The sequence below is a fragment of the Pseudomonas sp. A214 genome (assembly GCF_900156295.1).
Lineage (GTDB): Bacteria > Pseudomonadota > Gammaproteobacteria > Pseudomonadales > Pseudomonadaceae > Aquipseudomonas > Aquipseudomonas rhizophila.
Window position 1 is genome coordinate 4,193,355 of the sequence record NZ_LT707062.1, and the last position, 19,189, is coordinate 4,212,543.

Consider the following 19,189-nt stretch of genomic DNA (forward strand, 5'->3'; position numbering starts at 1 on the left):
TCCCTCACTTGCCACCCCACAGGGTGCGCGCGAGGATGTCGCGATCCCTCTCGGTAACGGCCATAAACTTTTCTCCAAACGAAAAAAGTACGGTTTGCGGGCTAAGACAATTAGAACTATTAAAGGAACCGGGCGATCACACGTCGCGCTCCCAGGTTGGAAAGATGGGAAGTTACATTGAACAACCCACCTTCACCATCGATTACAGTACAAACTGCATCATTGCAAAACACTTCTGTAGGCTTCACTTTAATTATTGATCCAGCCGCTTTTATGTGCCTATCTATATCAGCCTCAACCCTCGAAATTAAAGACATATTTACTTTTTCATCGTATCGATTCAACAAGCCACCAGCGTAGAGTGCATCTCGGTATAATTTATTTTTTACATTCGTCATAATGCTTGGCGTTGGATAGATCAGCACAACCTTGTGACCAAGCCTCAGAAGCTCTTCAACAGACCTAGCGAAAGATGCATATACTTTTTCGCTATCGACCTTCGTATAGCCCTGGCGAACCGAAGCCAGCGGATCATCAATTCCTTTCTTTGCTTTATAGAACTGAGTAAAGCTACCGGAGACAACGAACGTTCTCCGGCCAGACATACTCCTTATTGCCTCCCAGCGCTGCTTATTTATGAGGATACATTCTGGAGCATCTCCCACCCAAATATCCTCATCAAAAAACGGACACTGCTCATATGACATAGTAACGAGACCATGTCCTAATTCCTCGAGTTTCCGCTTCAACTCCGACTCATACATACCAGCAAAACTATCTCCAACAGTTACCCAGCTTTCATCACCAAATTTACAAGCGGAACTGGGGACACGGTGGATGCAGACAAAGGTGTTCTCCCCTAACACCGAAACACCGGGCACATCCGTAGTAAGCTTGCGAAACTCAGGAACCCGGTAATCGGAATACACTTGCAGCGCTACGCCCTCAAGTCTTTTAGGTAAGCCCTGGGTGGTTTGTACTAGCGTAAAAAACCCAATACCGGTAATCATAAATGATACGAGTACGAAATACTTTTTTCGGTCACCACTCCGCCTAAACGGACTTTCGACAAACCTGAAAGTCAAGAATGACAAGGGGAGCAGAATCAACATTAGAATACCAAACGCGGCCCACGTAAACTCCTCAAACCTCAATCGATAAAAAGCGAAGAATGGTTGATGCCACAGATAAAGGGAATAAGAGATCAGCCCCAAAAAAGCGAATGGTGGTAGAGACAACAGCTTCGTCAAATGAGCATTTTGTCGCCCGTACATCACAAATAGGCAGCAGCCGGCAACAGGCAACAAAGTAATATATCCCGGATGTACTTGTTGATCATCAAAGATAAACATCGGAACAATCATCAAAGACAGCCCGACCAGCGGCAATACGTATCCAATAGTATTCGATACCGGCTTTCTGCTGCCAAGCAAGCAAACGAGAGCACCAGCTAAAAGCTCCCAGCACCTACTGAAAGGCAGGTAGAAGGACCTCTGTAGGTTTCCATCAGACAAATTAATGCAATACAACAACGACAGTGCTGCCGCCAGAAGCACTCCCTCAACTCTGTAGCGCGGGAGGAGCTTGGATAACAGCAAAATGAAAAAAGGGAACACTAGATAGAACTGCCACTCAACACCCAAGCTCCAAGTATGAATGAGCGGTTTCAACTTATTCACATCAGAAACATACGAATCCTCAGACATGAAGTGGAAGTTTGAGTATGAGCCAATTGCCGATACAAGCTCATTGGAATAAACTTCCAACTCTGCCGGCATCAAAAAGAAATAAGCATAGCACGACGCCACCATCAACATCACAAGCAACACTGGGTAGATGCGATTAAATCTACTAACGAAAAACCTTTGAACACTAAAGCTCTGCGTCGCCGTTAGCATCCCCGTTATCAAATAACCAGAAAGAACAAAGAACACATCCACACCAAAGTAACCGCCGGGTAAAACCCTAATCCCCTCAATCATAAGCTCGGCATGATAAAAGATCACCGCCACAACCGCCAAAGCCCGAATGCCGTCCAGCTCTTTCCTATATTGCATTTAATGCCTGGTCCTTTTGCTCAACCGTCGAACAGCTTGTCAGCCTGAAAATCCAGACACTTTACATGTGGCACTACTGAATTGCCATGACACGGGAAGATACCTGTTACCGTAACTGGCAAGCGCAAAGAGATCCCGCTGGGCAATGACCTGGACGATGCCATGCCAAGGCTGAAAAAGGGCACCCAGGATGACTATCGGAAGGGGTTGAAACAGCTGTGGAAGTCGTTCGAGCTGGCTCCAGTGGACGCGATGACGCCACAGGTGATCGCTCAATATCGTGACACCAGGTCGGCCAAGGTTAGGGCAAGCCGGGAAATAGCCCTACTGCCAACGATCTTCACCCACGCCAGGGAATGGGGCCTGACTGGCAAGGCCAACCCGTGCTCTCGGTTGCGGCGGAACAAGGATTTTTCTTGATTGGATCGCATGTATACTTAATAAAGAGATGCGACTGTCGAGCAGAACTATTACCTTCGCTGTCTCGGCACAACCCATATTCCATCTAATATTTATATCGACGATGGTTTCTTTTGGCGTTGGCTATGCGCAAGGATCTTATAGAGTGACAAGCATGTACAAAGCAGAAGCACAAATCCAAGTTGCAGTTGAGAGCTTCATATTGAAAGAGAATCGCCTCCCGAACACGATAGAGGAAGTCGAAAAAAAGTCACCTTATATCTCTCGATCACTCGACATAATCAAACGCTCAGAGATACGCATTGAAAGTGCCAAGGACTCCAAGGATAAATATCAAATAATCTTCCCCGGGCAAGATGAAAAAATAGATACGAGCGATGACCAGTCCGTGACAGCCCGGTTCGATCTTAGCGATTTCTATGATCAAGTTAGAAGCGATAGAAAGGCGAGGTAGTTTCCCAGCCCCAAAGCAGGAAAAGACTCTAAGGCCACTCGATTGGTAGATCGTTGCGGAACACTTTAAGAAATATGCGGAACACATAGGATTGAAACAGGCACAAAAAACCCCGTAACTCATTGAGCTACGGGTTTTTTGATAGTGGAGGCCGAAGTCGGAATCGAACCGGCGTAGGTGGATTTGCAATCCACTGCATAACCATTTTGCTATTCGGCCTCAAGACGCTTGATGCAAGAAAGCTACATCAACCGCGTACAAACCTGATCAGGAAACAAGACGCTTACGAAGCTCTATCTCCTTGAAAACATTGAGATTTTTTACGTCCCAGTGCGTTCGATGGGCGCAATTATGTACTCATTTGCCTAGGCTGACAACCCCTTGATTTCAAAAAAAATTCGTCCAAAGGCCAGCTTCCGCCCGACAACCACATAGGTGTGCGAAGGCTTCTGGGCCTGCGTCGCAACCCAGCGGAGCCAGCTCCCTCGCCACGGAGAACTTCAGGGACCCGTGGAGGCAGTCGCAGCCCTGCCCCATTTATGGGTAACATACCGGCCTTCCCCGCAGCCACCTGCGCCCTGCCAAATAAGCCCATTTCATGCCTTTCGAACTCAGCGTTGACCTTACCACCCTCGCTATCCTGATCGTCGTCGCCTTCATTGCCGGTTTCATCGATGCCATTGCCGGCGGAGGTGGCCTGTTGACCACCCCGGCCCTGCTGACCGCCGGCTTGCCTCCCCATCTGGTCCTGGGCACCAACAAACTCAGCTCGACCTTTGGTTCGGCCACGGCCAGTTTCACGTTCTACAAGCGCAAGCTGTTCCATCCAAGGCAGTGGACCCATGCCCTCGTCGGCACGCTGGTCGGTGCCTTGGCCGGCGCCATCGTCGCCCATTACCTGCCCGCCGAGTGGCTGAACAAGATGCTGCCGGTGATCGTCTTCGCCTGTGGCCTGTACCTGTTGTTCGGTGGCACGCCCAAGGCGCCGCTGGACAGCGATGCGCCGATCAAGAAGACCTGGCAAGCGCCCCAGGGGTTCAGCCTGGGCTTCTACGACGGCGTGGCCGGTCCTGGGACGGGTGCATTCTGGACTGTCAGCAGCCTGCTGCTCTATCCCATCGATCTGGTCAAGGCCAGTGGTGTGGCCCGCAGCATGAATTTCGTCAGCAACATCGCGGCGCTGTCGGTGTTCATTTTTTCGGGGCAAGTGGATTGGATCATCGGCCTGAGCATGGGGCTGTCGGTGATGGTAGGGGCATTCTTCGGCGCGCGCACCGCCATCAGCGGCGGCGCGAAATTCATCCGACCTGTATTTATCACCGTGGTAATGGGCTTGACCGTGCGTCTAGCCTGGCAGCACTGGTTCAGCGTGGCCTAAGCGCCGCGCCACATAGAGGTCGATCAGGTAGCGGGCGATGGAACGCGAGGCCGGCAGCGGCGGCAGGTTGTGCACGTTGAACCACTGGGCATCTTCGATTTCATCTTCCTGCCTGACGATGTCGCCACCGGCATATTCGGCATGGAAGCCGAGCATCATCGAATGGGGAAACGGCCAGCATTGACTGCCGACATACTGAATGTTCTTCACCTCGATGCTGACTTCTTCGCGCACCTCACGAACCAGGCAATCCTCGGCGGACTCACCTGGCTCGGCGAACCCGGCCAGCGTGCTGTAGACCCCCGTGACGAAGCGAGGCGAACGGGCCAGCAGGACTTCATCGCCACGGGTGATCAGCACGATCATGCTTGGTGAGATTCGCGGGTAATGCCGCAAATCACAGGCATCGCAATACATCGCCCGTTCCCGGGCAATCTGGCCCATGCGTTTGCCACAGCTGCCACAGAAACGGCACTCCCGAGCCCAGGTGCCGATCTGCGCGGCATAGCCCAGGACCTTGTACAGCGTGTGGTCATCCTCGAGCATGAAGGCCCGCAGCCCCTTCCAACTGCAGCCGGGGATGTCCTGTGCGCTGTGCAGTTCCAGCAGATAGACCGGCTCGCCATCCAGGTGGCCAATGCCATGCTCGGCGAGGATCGACAGGTCCTGGCGCTTGAGCCAGTCGCGGGGAAACAGCGCGCCGTTGTCATCGAACAGAAAGCCTTCCGGGCTGCGGGCCACGGCCCAGCCCCCCGGGAGATCGGTATCGAGTACTGCGGTGGTCCAGCGTGAAATCATGATCAATCAATCCTGAAATTCAGGTTTCTGTTTGCTCATATGGGCGGCCATGGCCACGCGCAGGTCGGTCGATTGCAGCATGGCGGCGTTCCAGGTGGCGACGTATTCCAGCCCGTCGTCGATGCGGTGGTCGCGCATGTAGCTGATCATTTCCTTGGTACCGGTCACGGCGATCGGCGACTTGGCGGCGATTTCCCGAGCGATGCCCATGACACCGTCAAGCAGGCTGGCGGTATCACTGTAGACACGATTGACCAGGCCGATGCTGCGCGCTTCGTCGGCACCAAAGGTGCGCCCCGTATAAGCGAGTTCACGCAGCATGCCGTCCCCGATGATCCGGGGCAAGCGTTGCAATGTGCCAACATCGGCCGCCATGCCGATATCGATTTCCTTGATGGAGAACTGTGCATCTTCGGCGGCATAACGCATGTCGCAGGCTGAAATCAGGTCGATGGCGCCGCCCAGGCAATAACCCTGGATAGCGGCAAGCACCGGTTTGCGACAGTTGTCCACGGCGTTGAACGAGGCTTGCAGTTGCAGGATCTTGCGGCGCAACAGGCGTGCGTTGCGGCCCACGTCCTTGCCCAGCTCATTGGCGACGGTGGCCAGCATCATCAGGTCGATGCCCGAGGAGAAGTGTTTGCCGGCCCCGCTCAATACCACCACGCGCACTTCGTCGGTGTCGTCGATCCATTGGAAGATTTCGACGATCTCGCTCCAGAACGCGGCGTTCATTGCATTGATCTTGTCCGGTCGATTGATCTGCACATGGGCGATATTGTCTGCAAGTTCGACGGTGAACGCTTGGTATTGCAACATGGCAGTGATCCTTTACCGGCTGAAAAAGAGGCCTGAACTATAACAAGTCAACGCACCGGGTCGTAGACAGTGCATCGGCCAAAAGCGGGACCTGGCGACCGGTCAGGTAAAGATGTCTCTGTGGCGAGGGGATTTATCCCCGTTGGGGCGCGAAGCGGCCCCTGCATCCCGACAGAGGTATCTGGGGTCTGCTGCGCAGCCCAGCGGGGATAAATCCCTCGCCACAGGGATCACCTTCAATCACGGATTATTCACTCACCTGCATCTGCCCATCCCACCCACCACCCAACGCGGCGATCAGTTGCACACTCGCGATCAACCGGCTCTGCTGCAAGGTCAGCACACTGCGTTCATTACTCAGCGCGGTGGCCTGGACCGTGACGACATCCAGGTAGGCGATCAGCCCTGCCCTGTACTGGTTCTGGGTCAGGCGCAAGGATTCGCGGGCGGCATCCAGGGCCTCCTGGCGCACGCGGGCTTCGTCTTCCAGGACTTTGAGCTGGATCATGTAATTTTCCACTTCGCGAAAACCGTCGAGCACCGTCTGGCGATAGGTGGCGACCGTCTGGTCATAGGCCGCAACGGTGCGGTCGACTTCCGCCGAACGCTGGCCGCCATCGAACAGCGTCATCGCCAGCTGCGGTCCCACCGACCAGAAGCGATTCGGCACACTCACCCAGTTGTCGTAGGTACTGCTGCTGTAACCGCCGCTCAAGCTCAGGGTCAGGTCCGGGTAATAGGCGGCCTTGGCCACGCCGATGTTGGCGTTGGCGGCCATCACCGAACGCTCCGCCGAGGCAATGTCCGGCCGGCGCTCAAGCAACTGCGAGGGCAGCGCCACGGGGATTTGCGGAAGGGTCGGGATGTCCTGGGTTTCTGCCAGGCTGAATTCGGCCGGCGGCAGGCCGATCAGCACGGCGATGGCGTTTTCAAATTGAGCGCGTTGCCAGATCAGGTCGATCAACTCGGCCTGGGTAGTCTTGAGCTGAGTCTGCGCCTGAGCCACCGCATCCCTGCCGGATACGCCCGCGCGGTATTGGTTTTCGGTCATCTTCAGCGAACGCTGATAGTTGTCCACGGTGGTCTGCAACAAGCGCTTCTGCTCGTCGATCACCCGCAATTGCAGGTAGTTTTGCACCAGTTCCGATTGCTGGCTCAGGCGCATGGCGGCCAGATCGGCGAAGCTGGCTTCGGCGCTGGCTTCATTGGCTTGCAGAGTGCGACGCAACTTGCCCCAGACGTCCGCCTCCCAACTGACACCGGCCTGGGCGCTGTAGGTGTCGCGGATGCCACTGGCCGAACTGCTCAGGCTCGAATTACTGCTGCCGGTGCCCTGGCTGGAGCGGTTCTTGCCGACGGTCAGGTCAACGGAGGGGAAGAACGCGCGCCGGGCACTGCGAACCAAGGCCTGGGCCTGACGGTACTGGGCTTCGGCCTGGGCCACGGTCTGGTTGGAGGTGTTGAGTTTCTCCACCAGGCCATTGAGCCGGGCATCACCGTACAACTCCCACCAGGCACCCCGAGCCAGGGCGTCGCTAGGATTGGCCTGGCGCCAACCCTCAGCCTCCTTGTACTGCACGGGCGCCGCGGCCACCGGGCGCTGGTAATCCGGGCCGATGGCGCAGGCGCTGAGCATCGCCACGCACAGCGTCAGGCTCAGCAGCCGCGAGCCACGAGCGGTCGCCAGCGGTGCGACAAGATTGAAAAGCGAACGGTCGGTCATAGCGGAGTTTCCAGGGCAGCATCAGTGCGCACGCCGCGCCAGCGGTTGAAGCGATGGCGCAGTTTGTCGAGATAAAGGTAAACCACAGGCGTGGTATAGAGGGTCAGGATCTGGCTGAACACCAGTCCGCCGATGATGGTCAGGCCCAGCGGCTGGCGCATCTCCGAGCCTTCGGCACCGCCAAGCAATAGCGGCAAGGCACCGAGGATCGCCGCCAGCGTAGTCATCAGAATCGGCCGCAAGCGCAGCAGGCAGGCGTTGCGGATCGAGTCCTGCGGCGACTGCCCGCCGCGCTCCAGTTGCAACGCCAGGTCGATCATCAGGATCGCGTTTTTCTTCACCACGCCAATCAGCAGGAACAACCCCAACAACGAAATCAGGCTGAACTCGCCGCCCAACAAGTAGATCGACAGCAGTGCGCCGACACCGGCCGACGGCAAGGTGGACAGGATGGTCAGCGGATGAATGTAGCTCTCGTACAACACACCCAGCACCAGGTACACCGCCAGCAATGCACCCAGGATCATGAACGGCTGGCTTTTCTGGGTTGCCGCGAACGCATCGGCGGTGCCGGCCATTTTTGCGATGATGTCTTCGGGCATCCCGAGCCTGGCAATTGCCCGCTCGATGGCGGCCGTGCCCTGCTCCACCGTTACCCCCTCGGCCAAATCGAACGATATGTCCTCGGAGGCGAACTGACCCTCATGGCTGACCCGATCATCCTCCAGGCTGCTCTCATAATGCGCGATGGTCGACAGGGGCACCCGCGCGCCGTCAGCGGTAATGACCTGGACCTGATCGAGGGTGCTCGGGTCCTGGGCGTACTTGGGGTTGACCTCCATCACCACCTGATACTGGTTGAGGCTGTCATAGATGGTGGATATCTGCCGCTGGCTGTAGGCGTTGTTCAACACCGAGGTGACCATATCCATGTCGATGCCCAGGCGCTTGGCCTGGTCACGGTCCACCACCAGCGTGATCTGCTGGGCGCCGCCGCCGTCGCGAGCGTCGATAGCGGTCAGCTCCGGCAAGGCCCTGAAGGCCGCCGCGACTTTGGGGTACCACTGACGTAGCGACGCCAGGTCACCGCTCTGCAGGATGTAGGAATACTGCGAGGTGGTCTGCTCACGTCCACCACCAAACTGCAGATCCTGGTCGGCCATCAGCATCAAGCGGCCACCCGGCACCAGGGGCATCTCCTTGCGCAAGCGCTCGATGACTTTCTGCGCGGAGATACCACGCTCGTTGATGGGTTTGAGGCGTACCAGCATGAAGGCATTGTTGGTGCCGTTGTTGCCGCCGATGAACCCCGCCACGCTTTCTACGGCTTCATCCTTCAGCACGGCGCGACGAAAGATTTCCATCTTCGGCTGCATGACGTTGAACGATAGGCCGTCGTCGCCGCGCACGAAACCGATCAACTGGCCGGTGTCCTGCTGAGGCATGAAGGTTTTCGGCACCACCACGTAGAGCGCGATGTTCACCCCTATGGTCACCAGCAGGCTCAGCAAGGTCAGGCGCCGATGGCGCAGCACCCAGTCCAGGCTGCGCGCGTAACCACGCACCATCCGCTCGTTGAGGCGCCGGCTCCAGCGCTGCAAGCGATTCTCCTGCCCCGGCACGTGGGGCTTGAGCCAGCGAGCGCAGAGCATCGGCGTGAGGGTCAGCGACACCACCAGCGAGACCACGATGGCCGCCGCCAGGGTGATGGAGAACTCGCGAAACAGACTCTCGATAATCCCGCCCATGAACAGGATCGAGAGAAACACCGCCACCAGTGAGACGTTCATCGACAGCAGCGTAAAGCCCACCTCTTCGGCGCCCAGGTAGGCCGCCTTCATGGGCGGTACGCCTTCGTCGATGTGCCGGGAAATGTTCTCCAGCACCACGATGGCGTCGTCCACCACCAGGCCGGTGGCGAGGATCAACGCCATCAACGACAGGTTGTTCAGGGAGAAGCCGTAGAGGTACATCACCGCAAACGTGCCCACCAGGGACACCGGCACCGCCAGGGTCGGGATCAGTGAGGCGCGAAAGTTGCCCAGGAACAGGAACACCACCAGCACCACCAGGGCCACGGCAATCAGCAGGGTCATTTCCGCCTCGTGCAGCGTGGCCTTGATCACCGGTGAGCGGTCCATGGCCAGGTTCAGCTTGACGCTGGCCGGCAGCACGGCCTGCAACGCCGGCAGCTGGTTCTTGATCTCATTGACCGTCTCGATGATGTTGGCGCCAGCCTGACGGTTGATCACCAGCAGCACGGCTGCGTCATCGTTGAAGAAACCGCTGTTGTAGCGGTCTTCGACGCCGTCGGTGACTTTTGCTACGTCCTTGAGGCGCAGTACCGAGCCGTCCTGGTAACGGATGATCAGCGTCTCGTAGTCCTTGGCCTTCTCCAACTGATCGTTGGCCTGGATTTGCCACATGCGCTGTGCGTCCTCGACCGAACCCTTGGGCCGGCGCACGTTGCTGTCGGCAATGGCGCTGCGCACATCATCCAGGGCTACGCCGTACTGGTTGAGCAGTTGCGGCTCCAGTTCGATGCGCACCGCCGGCAAGGAACTGCCGCCAATCTGCACCTCGCCCACGCCCGACACTTGGGACAGGCTCTGGGAAAGGATGGTTGAAGCCAGGTCGTAGAGCTGGCCCTTCTCCAGCACATCCGAAGTCAGCGACAGCACCATGATCGGCGCCTGGGACGGGTTGACCTTCTTGTACGTCGGCATGCTGCGCATGCCGCTGGGCAACAGGTTGCGCGAGGCATTGATGGCCGCCTGCACTTCCCGCGCCGCGCCGTTGATGTCGCGGTCCAGGTCAAATTGCAGGATCACCCGGGTAGAGCCCTGGCTGGACCGGCTGCTCATGGTGTTGACCCCGGCGATGGCGCCAAAGGAACGCTCAAGCGGCGTTGCCACCGTCGACGCCATCACCTCGGGGCTGGCCCCCGGCAAGTTGGCCTGGACCACGATCACCGGAAAATCCATCTGCGGCAACGGTGCAACCGGCAGCAAGCCAAAGCTCACGCCACCGAGCAGCATGATTGCAAAGCTCAGCAGCATGGTCGCTACGGGGCGACGGATGAAAGGGCCGGAGAGGTTCATGGGTGACCGCTCCAGGCTTCAGACGATATGCCGTGAGGGATGGTCGGGCTCTTGTGGCGAGGGGATATATCCCCGCCCTGTGGGAGCAAGCTCCCTCGCCACACAAAGCCCTCAAGCTCCGGGATGCCGGGTGCTGCCGTCATACCCGCACCTCTTCCCCATCAGGCTTGGCAAAGCGGCGCCCCAGGCGGTCGAAATACAGGTAAATCACCGGCGTGGTGAACAACGTCAGCACCTGGCTCACCAACAACCCACCCACCATCACCAGCCCCAAAGGCTGGCGCAGTTCGGCGCCGGAGCCCGTGGCGAGCATCAGTGGCACCGCACCGAACAAGGCCGCCAGTGTGGTCATCAGGATCGGCCTGAAACGCAGCAACGCGGCCTGGTAGATGGCCGTCTGCGGATCCATGCCCTGGTTGCGTTCGGCGTCGAGGGCGAAGTCGATCATCATGATCGCGTTTTTCTTGACGATGCCGATCAGCAGGATGATGCCGATGATCGCGATCATGCCCAGGTCATTGCCGCTGATGATCAGCGCCAGCAAGGCGCCGATGGCCGCCGAGGGCAATGTGGAGAGAATCGTGATCGGGTGGATGTAGCTCTCGTACAGAACGCCGAGCACGATGTACATGGTCACCACCGCCGCCAGGATCAGCAGCAAGGTACTCGACAGCGAGGCCTGGAACGCCTGGGCCGCGCCCTGGAATTGGGTCTGCACCCCGACCGGCATGCCAATGTCCTGCTGGACCTTCTCGATCACGTCCACCGCGTGCCCGAGGGCTACATCGGGCGCCAGGTTGAACGACATCATCACCGCAGGGAACTGGCCGATGTGAGCAATGGCCAACTGGGCCTGACGCTCCTCGACGCGGGCCAGACTCGACAGCCGCACCTGGCCACCATCGGTGGTCTTGACGTGAATCTGATCCAGCGCCTGCGGACCGATGCGCTCCCCGGCCTGGGCCTGCAACACCACCCGATACTGGCTGGCCTGGGTGTAGATGGTGGAAATCTGCCGCTGGCCAAAAGCGTCATACAGTGCATCGGTGATGTCCGACACCGATACGCCCAGGCGAGACGCGGCGTCGCGGTCGATCACCAGGTAGACCTGCAGACCTTTGTCCTGCAAGTCGCTGGCGACGTCGGTCAACTCCGGCTGCCGGGCCAAGGCTTCGACAAGGCGATCGCTCCAGAGGCTAAGCAACTCGGCATCCGGCGAAGACAGGCTGAACTGGTACTGGGTGCGGCTGACCCGGTCTTCGATGGTCAGGTCCTGCACCGGTTGCATGAACAGGCGGATGCCCACCAGCCGGTCCAGTTGCGGCTGCAAGCGGGCGATGATTTCGGTGGCGCTGTCATCCCGTTCGCTGTGGGGCTTGAGATTGATCAGCAAGCGACCACTGTTGAGCGTGGCGTTGTCACCGTCCACGCCGATGTAGGAAGACAGGCTCTGCACCGCTGGATCGGCCAGGATCACCTTGGCCAGCTGCTGTTGGCGCTCGCTCATGGCGGCGAAGGAAATCGACTGTGGCGCCTGGGAAATACCCTGGATCACCCCGGTGTCCTGCACCGGGAAAAACCCCTTGGGCACGGCCAGGTACAACACCACCGTCAGCACCAGGCTGCCCACGGCAACCAGCAGGGTCAGCGGCTGATGCTTGAGCACCCACTGCAACTTGCGACCGTAGGCGGCGATCATCCAGTCGATCCAGGCGCCGCTGGCGCGGTAGAAACGCCCCTGCTCTTGCTCCTTGGGCTCGCGCTTGAGCAACCGGGCACACATCATCGGCGTCAGGGTCAGCGACACCACCAGGGAGATCAGGATCGCCACCGCCAGGGTGATGGCGAACTCGCGGAACAAGCGCCCAACCACGTCGGCCATGAACAGCAACGGGATCAGCACCGCGATCAGCGACAGCGTCAGCGAAATCAAAGTGAAGCCAATCTGCTTCGCGCCCTTGAGCGCGGCCTGCATGGGGCTTTCGCCCTCCTCGATGTAGCGGGCAATGTTTTCCAGCATGACGATGGCATCGTCCACCACAAAACCGGTGGCAATGGTCAGGGCCATCAGCGTCAGGTTGTTGATGGAAAAACCGGCCAGGTACATCACGCCGAACGTGCCGATCAGCGACAACGGTACAGCCACCGACGGAATGATCGTGGCACTGACCCGACGCAGGAACAGGAACGTCACCATGACCACCAGGGCGATGGCGATCAGCAGTTCATGCTGTACGTCGGTGACCGAAGCGCGAATGGTCTGGGTGCGGTCAGTCAGCACCGTAACGTCCAGGCCGGCCGGCAGGTTGTCGGTAATGCTCGGCAGCAAGGCCTTGATCCGGTCTACCACCTCGATGACGTTGGCCCCCGGCTGGCGCTGGATGTTCAACAACACGGCCTGATTTTCGTTGGCCCAGGCGGCAAGGCGTTCATTCTCGGCGCCATCGACGATCTGCGCGACATCCTTGAGGCGCAACGGAGCGCCGTTGGCATAGGCGAGGATCAGCTCGGCGTAGTCCTTGGGCGAGGTCAACTGATCGTTGGCATCGAGCATCGAGACCCGGGTCGGTCCGTCGAAGTTGCCCTTGGGCTGGTTGACGTTGGAGGCGCCGACCAGGGTGCGCACGTCCGCCAGGTTCAGACCTGCGGCTGCCAGGGCCTCGGGATTGACCTTGATCCGCACAGCCTGGCGCTGACCGCCGGCGATCGAAACCATGCCGACCCCGCTGATCTGGGCGATTTTCTGCGCCATGCGGGTGTCCACCAGGTCATTGAGCTTGGGCAGCAACATGGTCTTGGAGGTGATCGCCAGGGTCAGCACCGGGGTGTCGGCCGGGTTGACCTTGTTGTACACCGGAGGGGCCGGCAGATCGTTGGGCAGCAGGTTGGTGGCCGCGTTGATCGCCGCCTGCACCTGTTGCTCGGCGACATCCATGTTGATGTCGAGGCTGAAACGCAGGGTAATCACCGACGCGCCGCCGGAGCTGGTGGACGCCATTTGCGTCAGGCCCGGCATCTGCCCGAACTGCCGTTCCAGAGGGGCGGTCACGGCGCTGGTCATCACGTCGGGACTGGCGCCCGGGTATAGGGTCATCACGCGGATGGTCGGATAATCGACCTGGGGCAATGCCGACACCGGCAGCAACCGATAGGCGATCAGACCGGCCAGCACGATGGCCAGCATGCTCAGGGTGGTGGCGACCGGGCGAAGGATGAACAGACGCGAGAGGTTCATGCGCCGCCCTTTTTCGCCTTGTCGGCCACGGCCGGTTCAGCCGGGGCCGCCGCCGTTTTGCCCTGCAGGTGTTCGGTCGGCGTGGTGGGCACGTCCTGGCTGTCGTTGACCACATCCACCTCACTGCCTTCCTTCAGGCGATCGGTGCCTTCAAGCACCACCCGATCCCCCGCAGCCAAGCCTTCGGTGACTACGGTGTGTTCGCCGTCGCTGGCGCCGATCTTCAGCTTTCTGATGGTGACTTTTTTATCGCCATCCAGGGCGTAGACGAAGGTGCCGTTGGTGCCGAACTGAATCGCAGCGGTCGGCGCCAGGACTACATTTTTGAGGGTGTCGGCCAACAGATGCACATTGACGAACTGGTTGGGGAACAGCGACTGGTCGCGGTTATCGTAGCGAGCCTTGAACTTCAGGGTGCCGGTGGTGATGTCGATCTGGTTGTCCAGGCTTTGCAGTACACCCTTGGCCTGCAGCTTCAGGTCACTACGGTCCCAGGCTTCCACTGGCAGCTTCGCCCCGCTGCGATAGCGGGCAAGCACGGTATCCAGGTTGGTTTCCGGCAGCGTAAACACGACGCTGATGGGTTGCGTCTGGGTGATGACCGCCAGCGCGGTAGTGTCGTTGGCGGCCACCAGATTGCCAACATCCAGTTGCCGCAAACCGACCCGGCCGGAGATTGGCGCCCGGATCCTGGTGAACTCCAGATTGAGCTTGGCGTCGTTGACTGCCGCCTGGTTGGTCTTGACCGTGCCCTGGTACTGGCCCACCAAGGCGGCGGCGGTATCGAGGGTCTGTTTGGCGATGCTGTCCTCGGCATACAGGCCACGATAACGCTCGAGGTCTACCTGGGCATTTTTCAGTTGGGCCTGATTCTGCAGCAGCGTGCCTTCGGCCTGGAGCAAGGCGTTCTGGTATGGACGCGGGTCGATTTCAGCCAGCAGGTCTCCAGCCTTGACCATTTGCCCTTCTTCAAAGGCGATCTTGACCAGCTCTCCACCCACCCGGCTGCGCACGTTGATGGTATTGAGGGCCGTGACGGTGCCCAACGCCTTGTAGTAAAGCGGAAAATCACCGGTGACTGCCGGCGCTACCCGAACCGGTACCGGCCCTGTCGCCCCCCCAAACCCTGGCCGCATCCCGCCCGACCGCCCCGCCTGTTCAGCAGGCGCTTTTTGCCCTGCTCCGGGCTTTTGGTCCGTCCCGGCGGGCCAGAACTTCCAGGCCAGCGCCGCGACGATCAATACGACGACCAGGCCAAACAGCCAGCGACGGGATTTGTGGGAAACAGAGGATTGCATGGAATGATCAACCATTGGGCGCGTGGGCTTCTTTTACGGGAGGCTGAACGATAAGCACTGGCGGGTATTTAGCAAAGCGCCTTTACCGGCAATTTACCTTGGGCTTACCTATCGCGTAGTTGGCTAAGGTCTTGAAGCACAAATGAAAACGGCCTGGACAAGGCCAGGCCGTTAACAATTGTAATAAATACTTTATTTCAGTACAGCTAGAGCAGCGTCGTAGTTGGGCTCTTCAGCGATTTCCTTGACTAGCTCGCTGTGCAGCACGTTGTCGTTTTCGTCGAGCACCACCACGGCACGGGCGGTCAAGCCTTTGAGCGGGCCATCAGCAATCGCCACGCCATAGTTCTCGATGAACTCACTGCCGCGCAGGGTGGACAGGTTCTGGACATTTTCCAGGCCTTCGGCACCGCAGAAACGCGCCTGGGCGAACGGCAGGTCAGCCGAGATGCACAGCACCACGGTGTTGCTCAGTTCGTTGGCCTGGGCGTTGAACTTGCGAACGGAGGTGGCGCAGGTCGGGGTATCGACGCTTGGGAAAATGTTCAGCACTTTGCGCTTGCCGGCGAAATCCTTCAGGGAAACGTCGGACAGATTGCCGGCTACCAGGGAAAAGGCTGGCGCCTTGGAACCGGCTTGTGGCAACTGGCCGTTGACTTGAACCGGGTTGCCTTTGAGGGTGACTTGAGCCATGAACGGATTCCTTCTGACAGGTTTGAAAATGGTGAGGCCGGAGTTAACCATGAAATGGTTCTGCGACCTATGGTTGGACATAAAAAGTCATGGCTTGGCGGTGTAGGAGCTATCGAGTGCCACGAGGCTGCGACCTTTGCTAATGAAGTCTAGAGAGAAAGATCGCAGGCTTCGCCAGCGCCTACAGCGACGCCTGTGCGCTATTTAGCCTTGAGCTTCAGAAACGACTGATGCAAGTCCGCCGCCCAACCATCGATCACACCTTTGACATCATCGGGCTTCATCACCTGGGCTTCGTTGGACAACGGCTTACCCGTGCCCTTGCGCACCACCTGGGCGACCACTGCATTGTTGCCGCCGTCGAGAAATACCGCTTCAGTGCCCAAGGTGGTTTCCTGGTCGCGAATACCGCTGGCGGTACTGACCGCGGCCGCCACCAGCGCGATCGGAATCACTTCATAAGGTTTCAGGCCCTCGGTCTTGCTGCTTACGGCGGTGATGGCCGCGCGCATCACCAGTACTCCGGGCCCAGGGCCGGTCGCCAGGGGCAGGGATTTGCCCGCTTCCCGCTTGAGCGCCTGATCGTAGTAACCGGTAATGCCGGACAAGGTGGCCTGGGGGATCTTCACGGTCGGCTGCGGCTTGGGGTAAAGCTGTGTCGGCTCGACGTAAAGGCTGGTGTATTTGCTCAGGTCTGCCGTGGGATCAACCCAGCGCATCACTTCGGCCCCCGACGGCGACTTCTCCTCCTTGAGCCGGCTGTAATCACCCAGAAAGCCGGAGTACTCATCCGGTTGGGTGATCTTGCTGGAGCAACCCGCCAGGGCAAGCGAGGCCATGCACACGGTGCCAATCATTGACGCAAACTTCATGCTGTCACTCCTGTAAGCCACACGAAACGGGGCCGGGAATTACAGGTATAGCCAATGGGCGCGGTTTTGCCTGCTCCGACAGGAACAAGTCACTGGGCAAGCCCTTTGCTCGCCACCGCCTTCAGCCGCGCTCGCGGGGTATCAGGCTCTGCAATTGCTGCGCGAGGAAGTCCGCGTCGAAGGTAAAAGTATCCGGATCCTTCAACCCGTTGGTTCGACGCCATTGCCACTGCAACGAAGGCGGCAGGCAAACCAGCGAGATGCTGCCGTAACGCGTTGCAGTCAGCCCCATGATCGCCAGGGAAATCTGCCCGCCGGCCCCCATTACATCGGGTATGAATTCCACCGGCTTGCCAGTGATGGACAGTGTCAGCTTTTCTGTCTTGAAGCCGGAGGTTTCTGCCGGAACACTCGGCCCGTGGGCCACATACGCCTCACGGGTCAGCGTCAGAAGGCCGGGGGCCAGGACCGGCGCCAGCCATTGCTCGATCTGCCCGTACAACGCCTCGATCTGTGCGGCCCACACCGCCGCTTGCGCCTCGTGCTGTTGCTTCTTGTGCGCTTCGCTGTCTGCGTAGTGACGAAGCATCTCACCCAATTGCTTTACATCGTCCATGCGCTGTTCCTCGATTCAAGGGGTGCTGCCAAGCTGGATGATGACAGGTTCAAGACGCAGGCGTACGCAAAACCCGCCTGGCCCGTCACGCGCGGCATACATAGTCGTGCGTCAGCACCTTTGCCGCAGATAAGGAATACCTCCGGGAAATCCGATGAGTGGAGAGGTTTTTCTCTGGTTTCTTCGCCTCACCTGTCAGGAATGACAGTAGTCAAAGCCGCGGGCGGGAGGTTTGATGAAGCGAACCGCCAAGACGATAACTCCGACGACGCTTGGCAAGAGGAGGACGCGCCATGACCAGCCTGAGCCCGGACAATGAAATCGAAGTCATCAACCGTGTCATCATCATCGGGATGGTGACGGTTGAACACCCAGCAAACCCGCACGGCGGTATCCCGCTTCGTTTGCTCGCCAATGGATTGCTGCCATTGCTGGTGGAACCCTGGACCCAACAGGCCGAATATGACGACGCCCGCATATTGCTGAGCAATTCCGACATCCCCGTGCTGAACAAGACCATTATGCCGGGTGAAGTGAATCAGCCATTCACGCTGAACCTGCCGGAAGCCCTGTTGAGCAACGGCATCAACCAGATACGCCTGAGCGTACTGCGTGTAGGTCAGACGATTCCCGAAACATCACAGTCATTGGACGTGCTCTTCCACCGGCCACGGCCGGGGGGCGAAGTCTCAACCCCAGGCGACAATCCCAACCTGACCCTCACCCTGCCCTCCGAGGTCATCACCAAGGGGGTGGATGCGGCAATGGCCAGCCAAGGGGTGATCCTTACCATCCGCTATCCCTACATGAGGGAAAAAGACGTTATCACAGTGGACCGTGACAGCCAGGAAATGACGCGCACCGTAAGCGCTACCGAGGCCGCTGCCGGCAGCGTGGACATCATTCTGCGGACCGCCGACTTCTGGCAAGACAATCCCCGGTTCGCTTTGCGGTTCAGAGTAACTGACCTGCTGGGCAACTCCAGCGGCCCGCAGGCGATATGGTCAAGGACCACCTACATCGATGTGCACATTCGCCAACCGGCACTCGACCTCACCAAACCCAGGGTCCTGGAGGCCAGGGAACTCAATGGCGAGCGCCTGAATTTCGAAAGAGATTTCTATGAGGCCCAATTCGCCAACGTCGAAGTGAACTACATCGGTTCGGCTCCGGGGCAGGACGTAAAAGTGTATTGGGTTGGGCGCAACTCCACCTGGGGCAGTGAGATCCAGACGGTATCGGCTGCTGGTCAAACGTTGAGATTCCAGGTGCCCAGAAACGAAGTGGTGGATTGCATCGGCACCGGTGCGGAGGTCTATTACACCGTCAGAGCGCCTGGCACCACTACGGATATTCCATCGAGAGACCTGGACATTACGGTCACGCCACAAAAATACACGCTACGGGAACCGACGCTGGACGGCAGCAAAACCAATCTCCGGGCCTATCATCCAGCCCTGCTCACCGCGCATACCGCACGAATGGCGCTGTTTGGCGTGACGGCCCGCTACGGTGAGGAAATTCGGATAACAGCCGGTACCAGCCAAACCGACCTGTCCGTGCCCCCTGCCTGGATAGCGGAAAACCGCGGGAAGCCCATCATGGTCAACTGGACACTCCGGGAAACCGGCACCGGCACGCCGATCATCTTTTCATGGTTTCTGAGATTGATCGCCTGACTCGGTTTTTCAGCTAACCAACGGTTTTGACGCTGCTTTTCCATTG

The 19,189-nt window shown here is 58.7% G+C and carries 14 protein-coding genes and 1 tRNA gene; 4 read left to right on the forward strand and 11 right to left on the reverse strand.

The features are described 5' to 3' along the window. Positions 1–119: 119 nt before the first annotated feature. Entirely contained in the window at positions 120–2,057 is a 1,938-nt protein-coding gene (locus BW979_RS18700; protein WP_076385062.1) for an acyltransferase family protein, read from the reverse strand. A 162-nt stretch (positions 2,058–2,219) separates the two neighbouring features. Between BW979_RS18700 and BW979_RS18705 the strand changes: the two genes are divergently transcribed. Next, positions 2,220–2,477, forward strand: a complete 258-nt coding sequence (locus tag BW979_RS18705; RefSeq protein ID WP_076385064.1) for a hypothetical protein — start codon at positions 2,220–2,222, stop codon at positions 2,475–2,477. A gap of 154 nt (positions 2,478–2,631) precedes the next feature. Further along, complete coding sequence (locus tag BW979_RS18710) at positions 2,632–2,931, forward strand: hypothetical protein (RefSeq protein WP_076385066.1); 300 nt, start codon at positions 2,632–2,634, stop codon at positions 2,929–2,931. A gap of 145 nt (positions 2,932–3,076) precedes the next feature. Here BW979_RS18710 and BW979_RS18715 read toward each other — a convergent pair. Continuing rightward, positions 3,077–3,150, reverse strand: a tRNA-Cys gene (locus BW979_RS18715). A 379-nt stretch (positions 3,151–3,529) separates the two neighbouring features. Here BW979_RS18715 and BW979_RS18720 point away from each other — a divergent pair. Further along, positions 3,530–4,309 carry a TSUP family transporter gene (locus tag BW979_RS18720; protein WP_076385067.1) on the forward strand — a complete coding sequence of 260 codons (780 nt, stop codon included), beginning with the start codon at positions 3,530–3,532 and terminating at the stop codon, positions 4,307–4,309. Here BW979_RS18720 and nudC read toward each other — a convergent pair. The 9 genes from nudC to BW979_RS18765 form a co-directional block, all read right to left on the reverse strand. Beyond that, a complete protein-coding gene (gene nudC / locus BW979_RS18725; protein ID WP_047226599.1) occupies positions 4,277–5,107 on the reverse strand; it encodes an NAD(+) diphosphatase in 831 nt (276 codons plus the stop codon). The genes BW979_RS18720 and nudC overlap by 33 nt on opposite strands. Positions 5,108–5,113: 6 nt before the next feature. Then, a complete protein-coding gene (locus tag BW979_RS18730) occupies positions 5,114–5,926 on the reverse strand; it encodes a crotonase/enoyl-CoA hydratase family protein (RefSeq protein WP_076385069.1) in 813 nt (270 codons plus the stop codon). A 247-nt stretch (positions 5,927–6,173) separates the two neighbouring features. After that, on the reverse strand, positions 6,174–7,649 hold the full coding sequence (locus tag BW979_RS18735) for an efflux transporter outer membrane subunit (protein ID WP_076385071.1): 1,476 nt from the start codon (positions 7,647–7,649) through the stop codon (positions 6,174–6,176). Then, positions 7,646–10,750, reverse strand: coding sequence for an efflux RND transporter permease subunit (locus BW979_RS18740; RefSeq protein WP_047226602.1), 3,105 nt, complete (start codon positions 10,748–10,750; stop codon positions 7,646–7,648). Before BW979_RS18740 ends, BW979_RS18735 begins: the two co-directional genes overlap by 4 nt. 139 nt (positions 10,751–10,889) lie before the next feature. Beyond that, positions 10,890–13,985: an MdtB/MuxB family multidrug efflux RND transporter permease subunit gene (locus BW979_RS18745; protein WP_047226603.1), complete on the reverse strand. Its 3,096-nt coding sequence runs from the start codon at positions 13,983–13,985 to the stop codon at positions 10,890–10,892. After that, positions 13,982–15,298 carry an MdtA/MuxA family multidrug efflux RND transporter periplasmic adaptor subunit gene (locus BW979_RS18750; RefSeq protein ID WP_076385073.1) on the reverse strand — a complete coding sequence of 439 codons (1,317 nt, stop codon included), beginning with the start codon at positions 15,296–15,298 and terminating at the stop codon, positions 13,982–13,984. Before BW979_RS18750 ends, BW979_RS18745 begins: the two co-directional genes overlap by 4 nt. 177 nt (positions 15,299–15,475) lie before the next feature. Then, positions 15,476–15,976 (reverse strand): thiol peroxidase, encoded by a 501-nt coding sequence (gene tpx / locus BW979_RS18755; protein WP_047226605.1) that lies wholly within the window; start codon positions 15,974–15,976, stop codon positions 15,476–15,478. A 200-nt stretch (positions 15,977–16,176) separates the two neighbouring features. Continuing rightward, on the reverse strand, positions 16,177–16,848 hold the full coding sequence (locus BW979_RS18760; protein WP_047226606.1) for a DUF3313 domain-containing protein: 672 nt from the start codon (positions 16,846–16,848) through the stop codon (positions 16,177–16,179). A 121-nt stretch (positions 16,849–16,969) separates the two neighbouring features. Beyond that, positions 16,970–17,464, reverse strand: coding sequence for a hypothetical protein (locus tag BW979_RS18765; protein WP_047226607.1), 495 nt, complete (start codon positions 17,462–17,464; stop codon positions 16,970–16,972). 293 nt (positions 17,465–17,757) lie between these two features. On the opposite strand from BW979_RS18765, the gene BW979_RS18770 reads away from it, so the two are divergent. Beyond that, on the forward strand, positions 17,758–19,143 hold the full coding sequence (locus tag BW979_RS18770; RefSeq protein WP_076385075.1) for a hypothetical protein: 1,386 nt from the start codon (positions 17,758–17,760) through the stop codon (positions 19,141–19,143). The last annotated feature ends 46 nt before the right edge of the window (positions 19,144–19,189 follow it).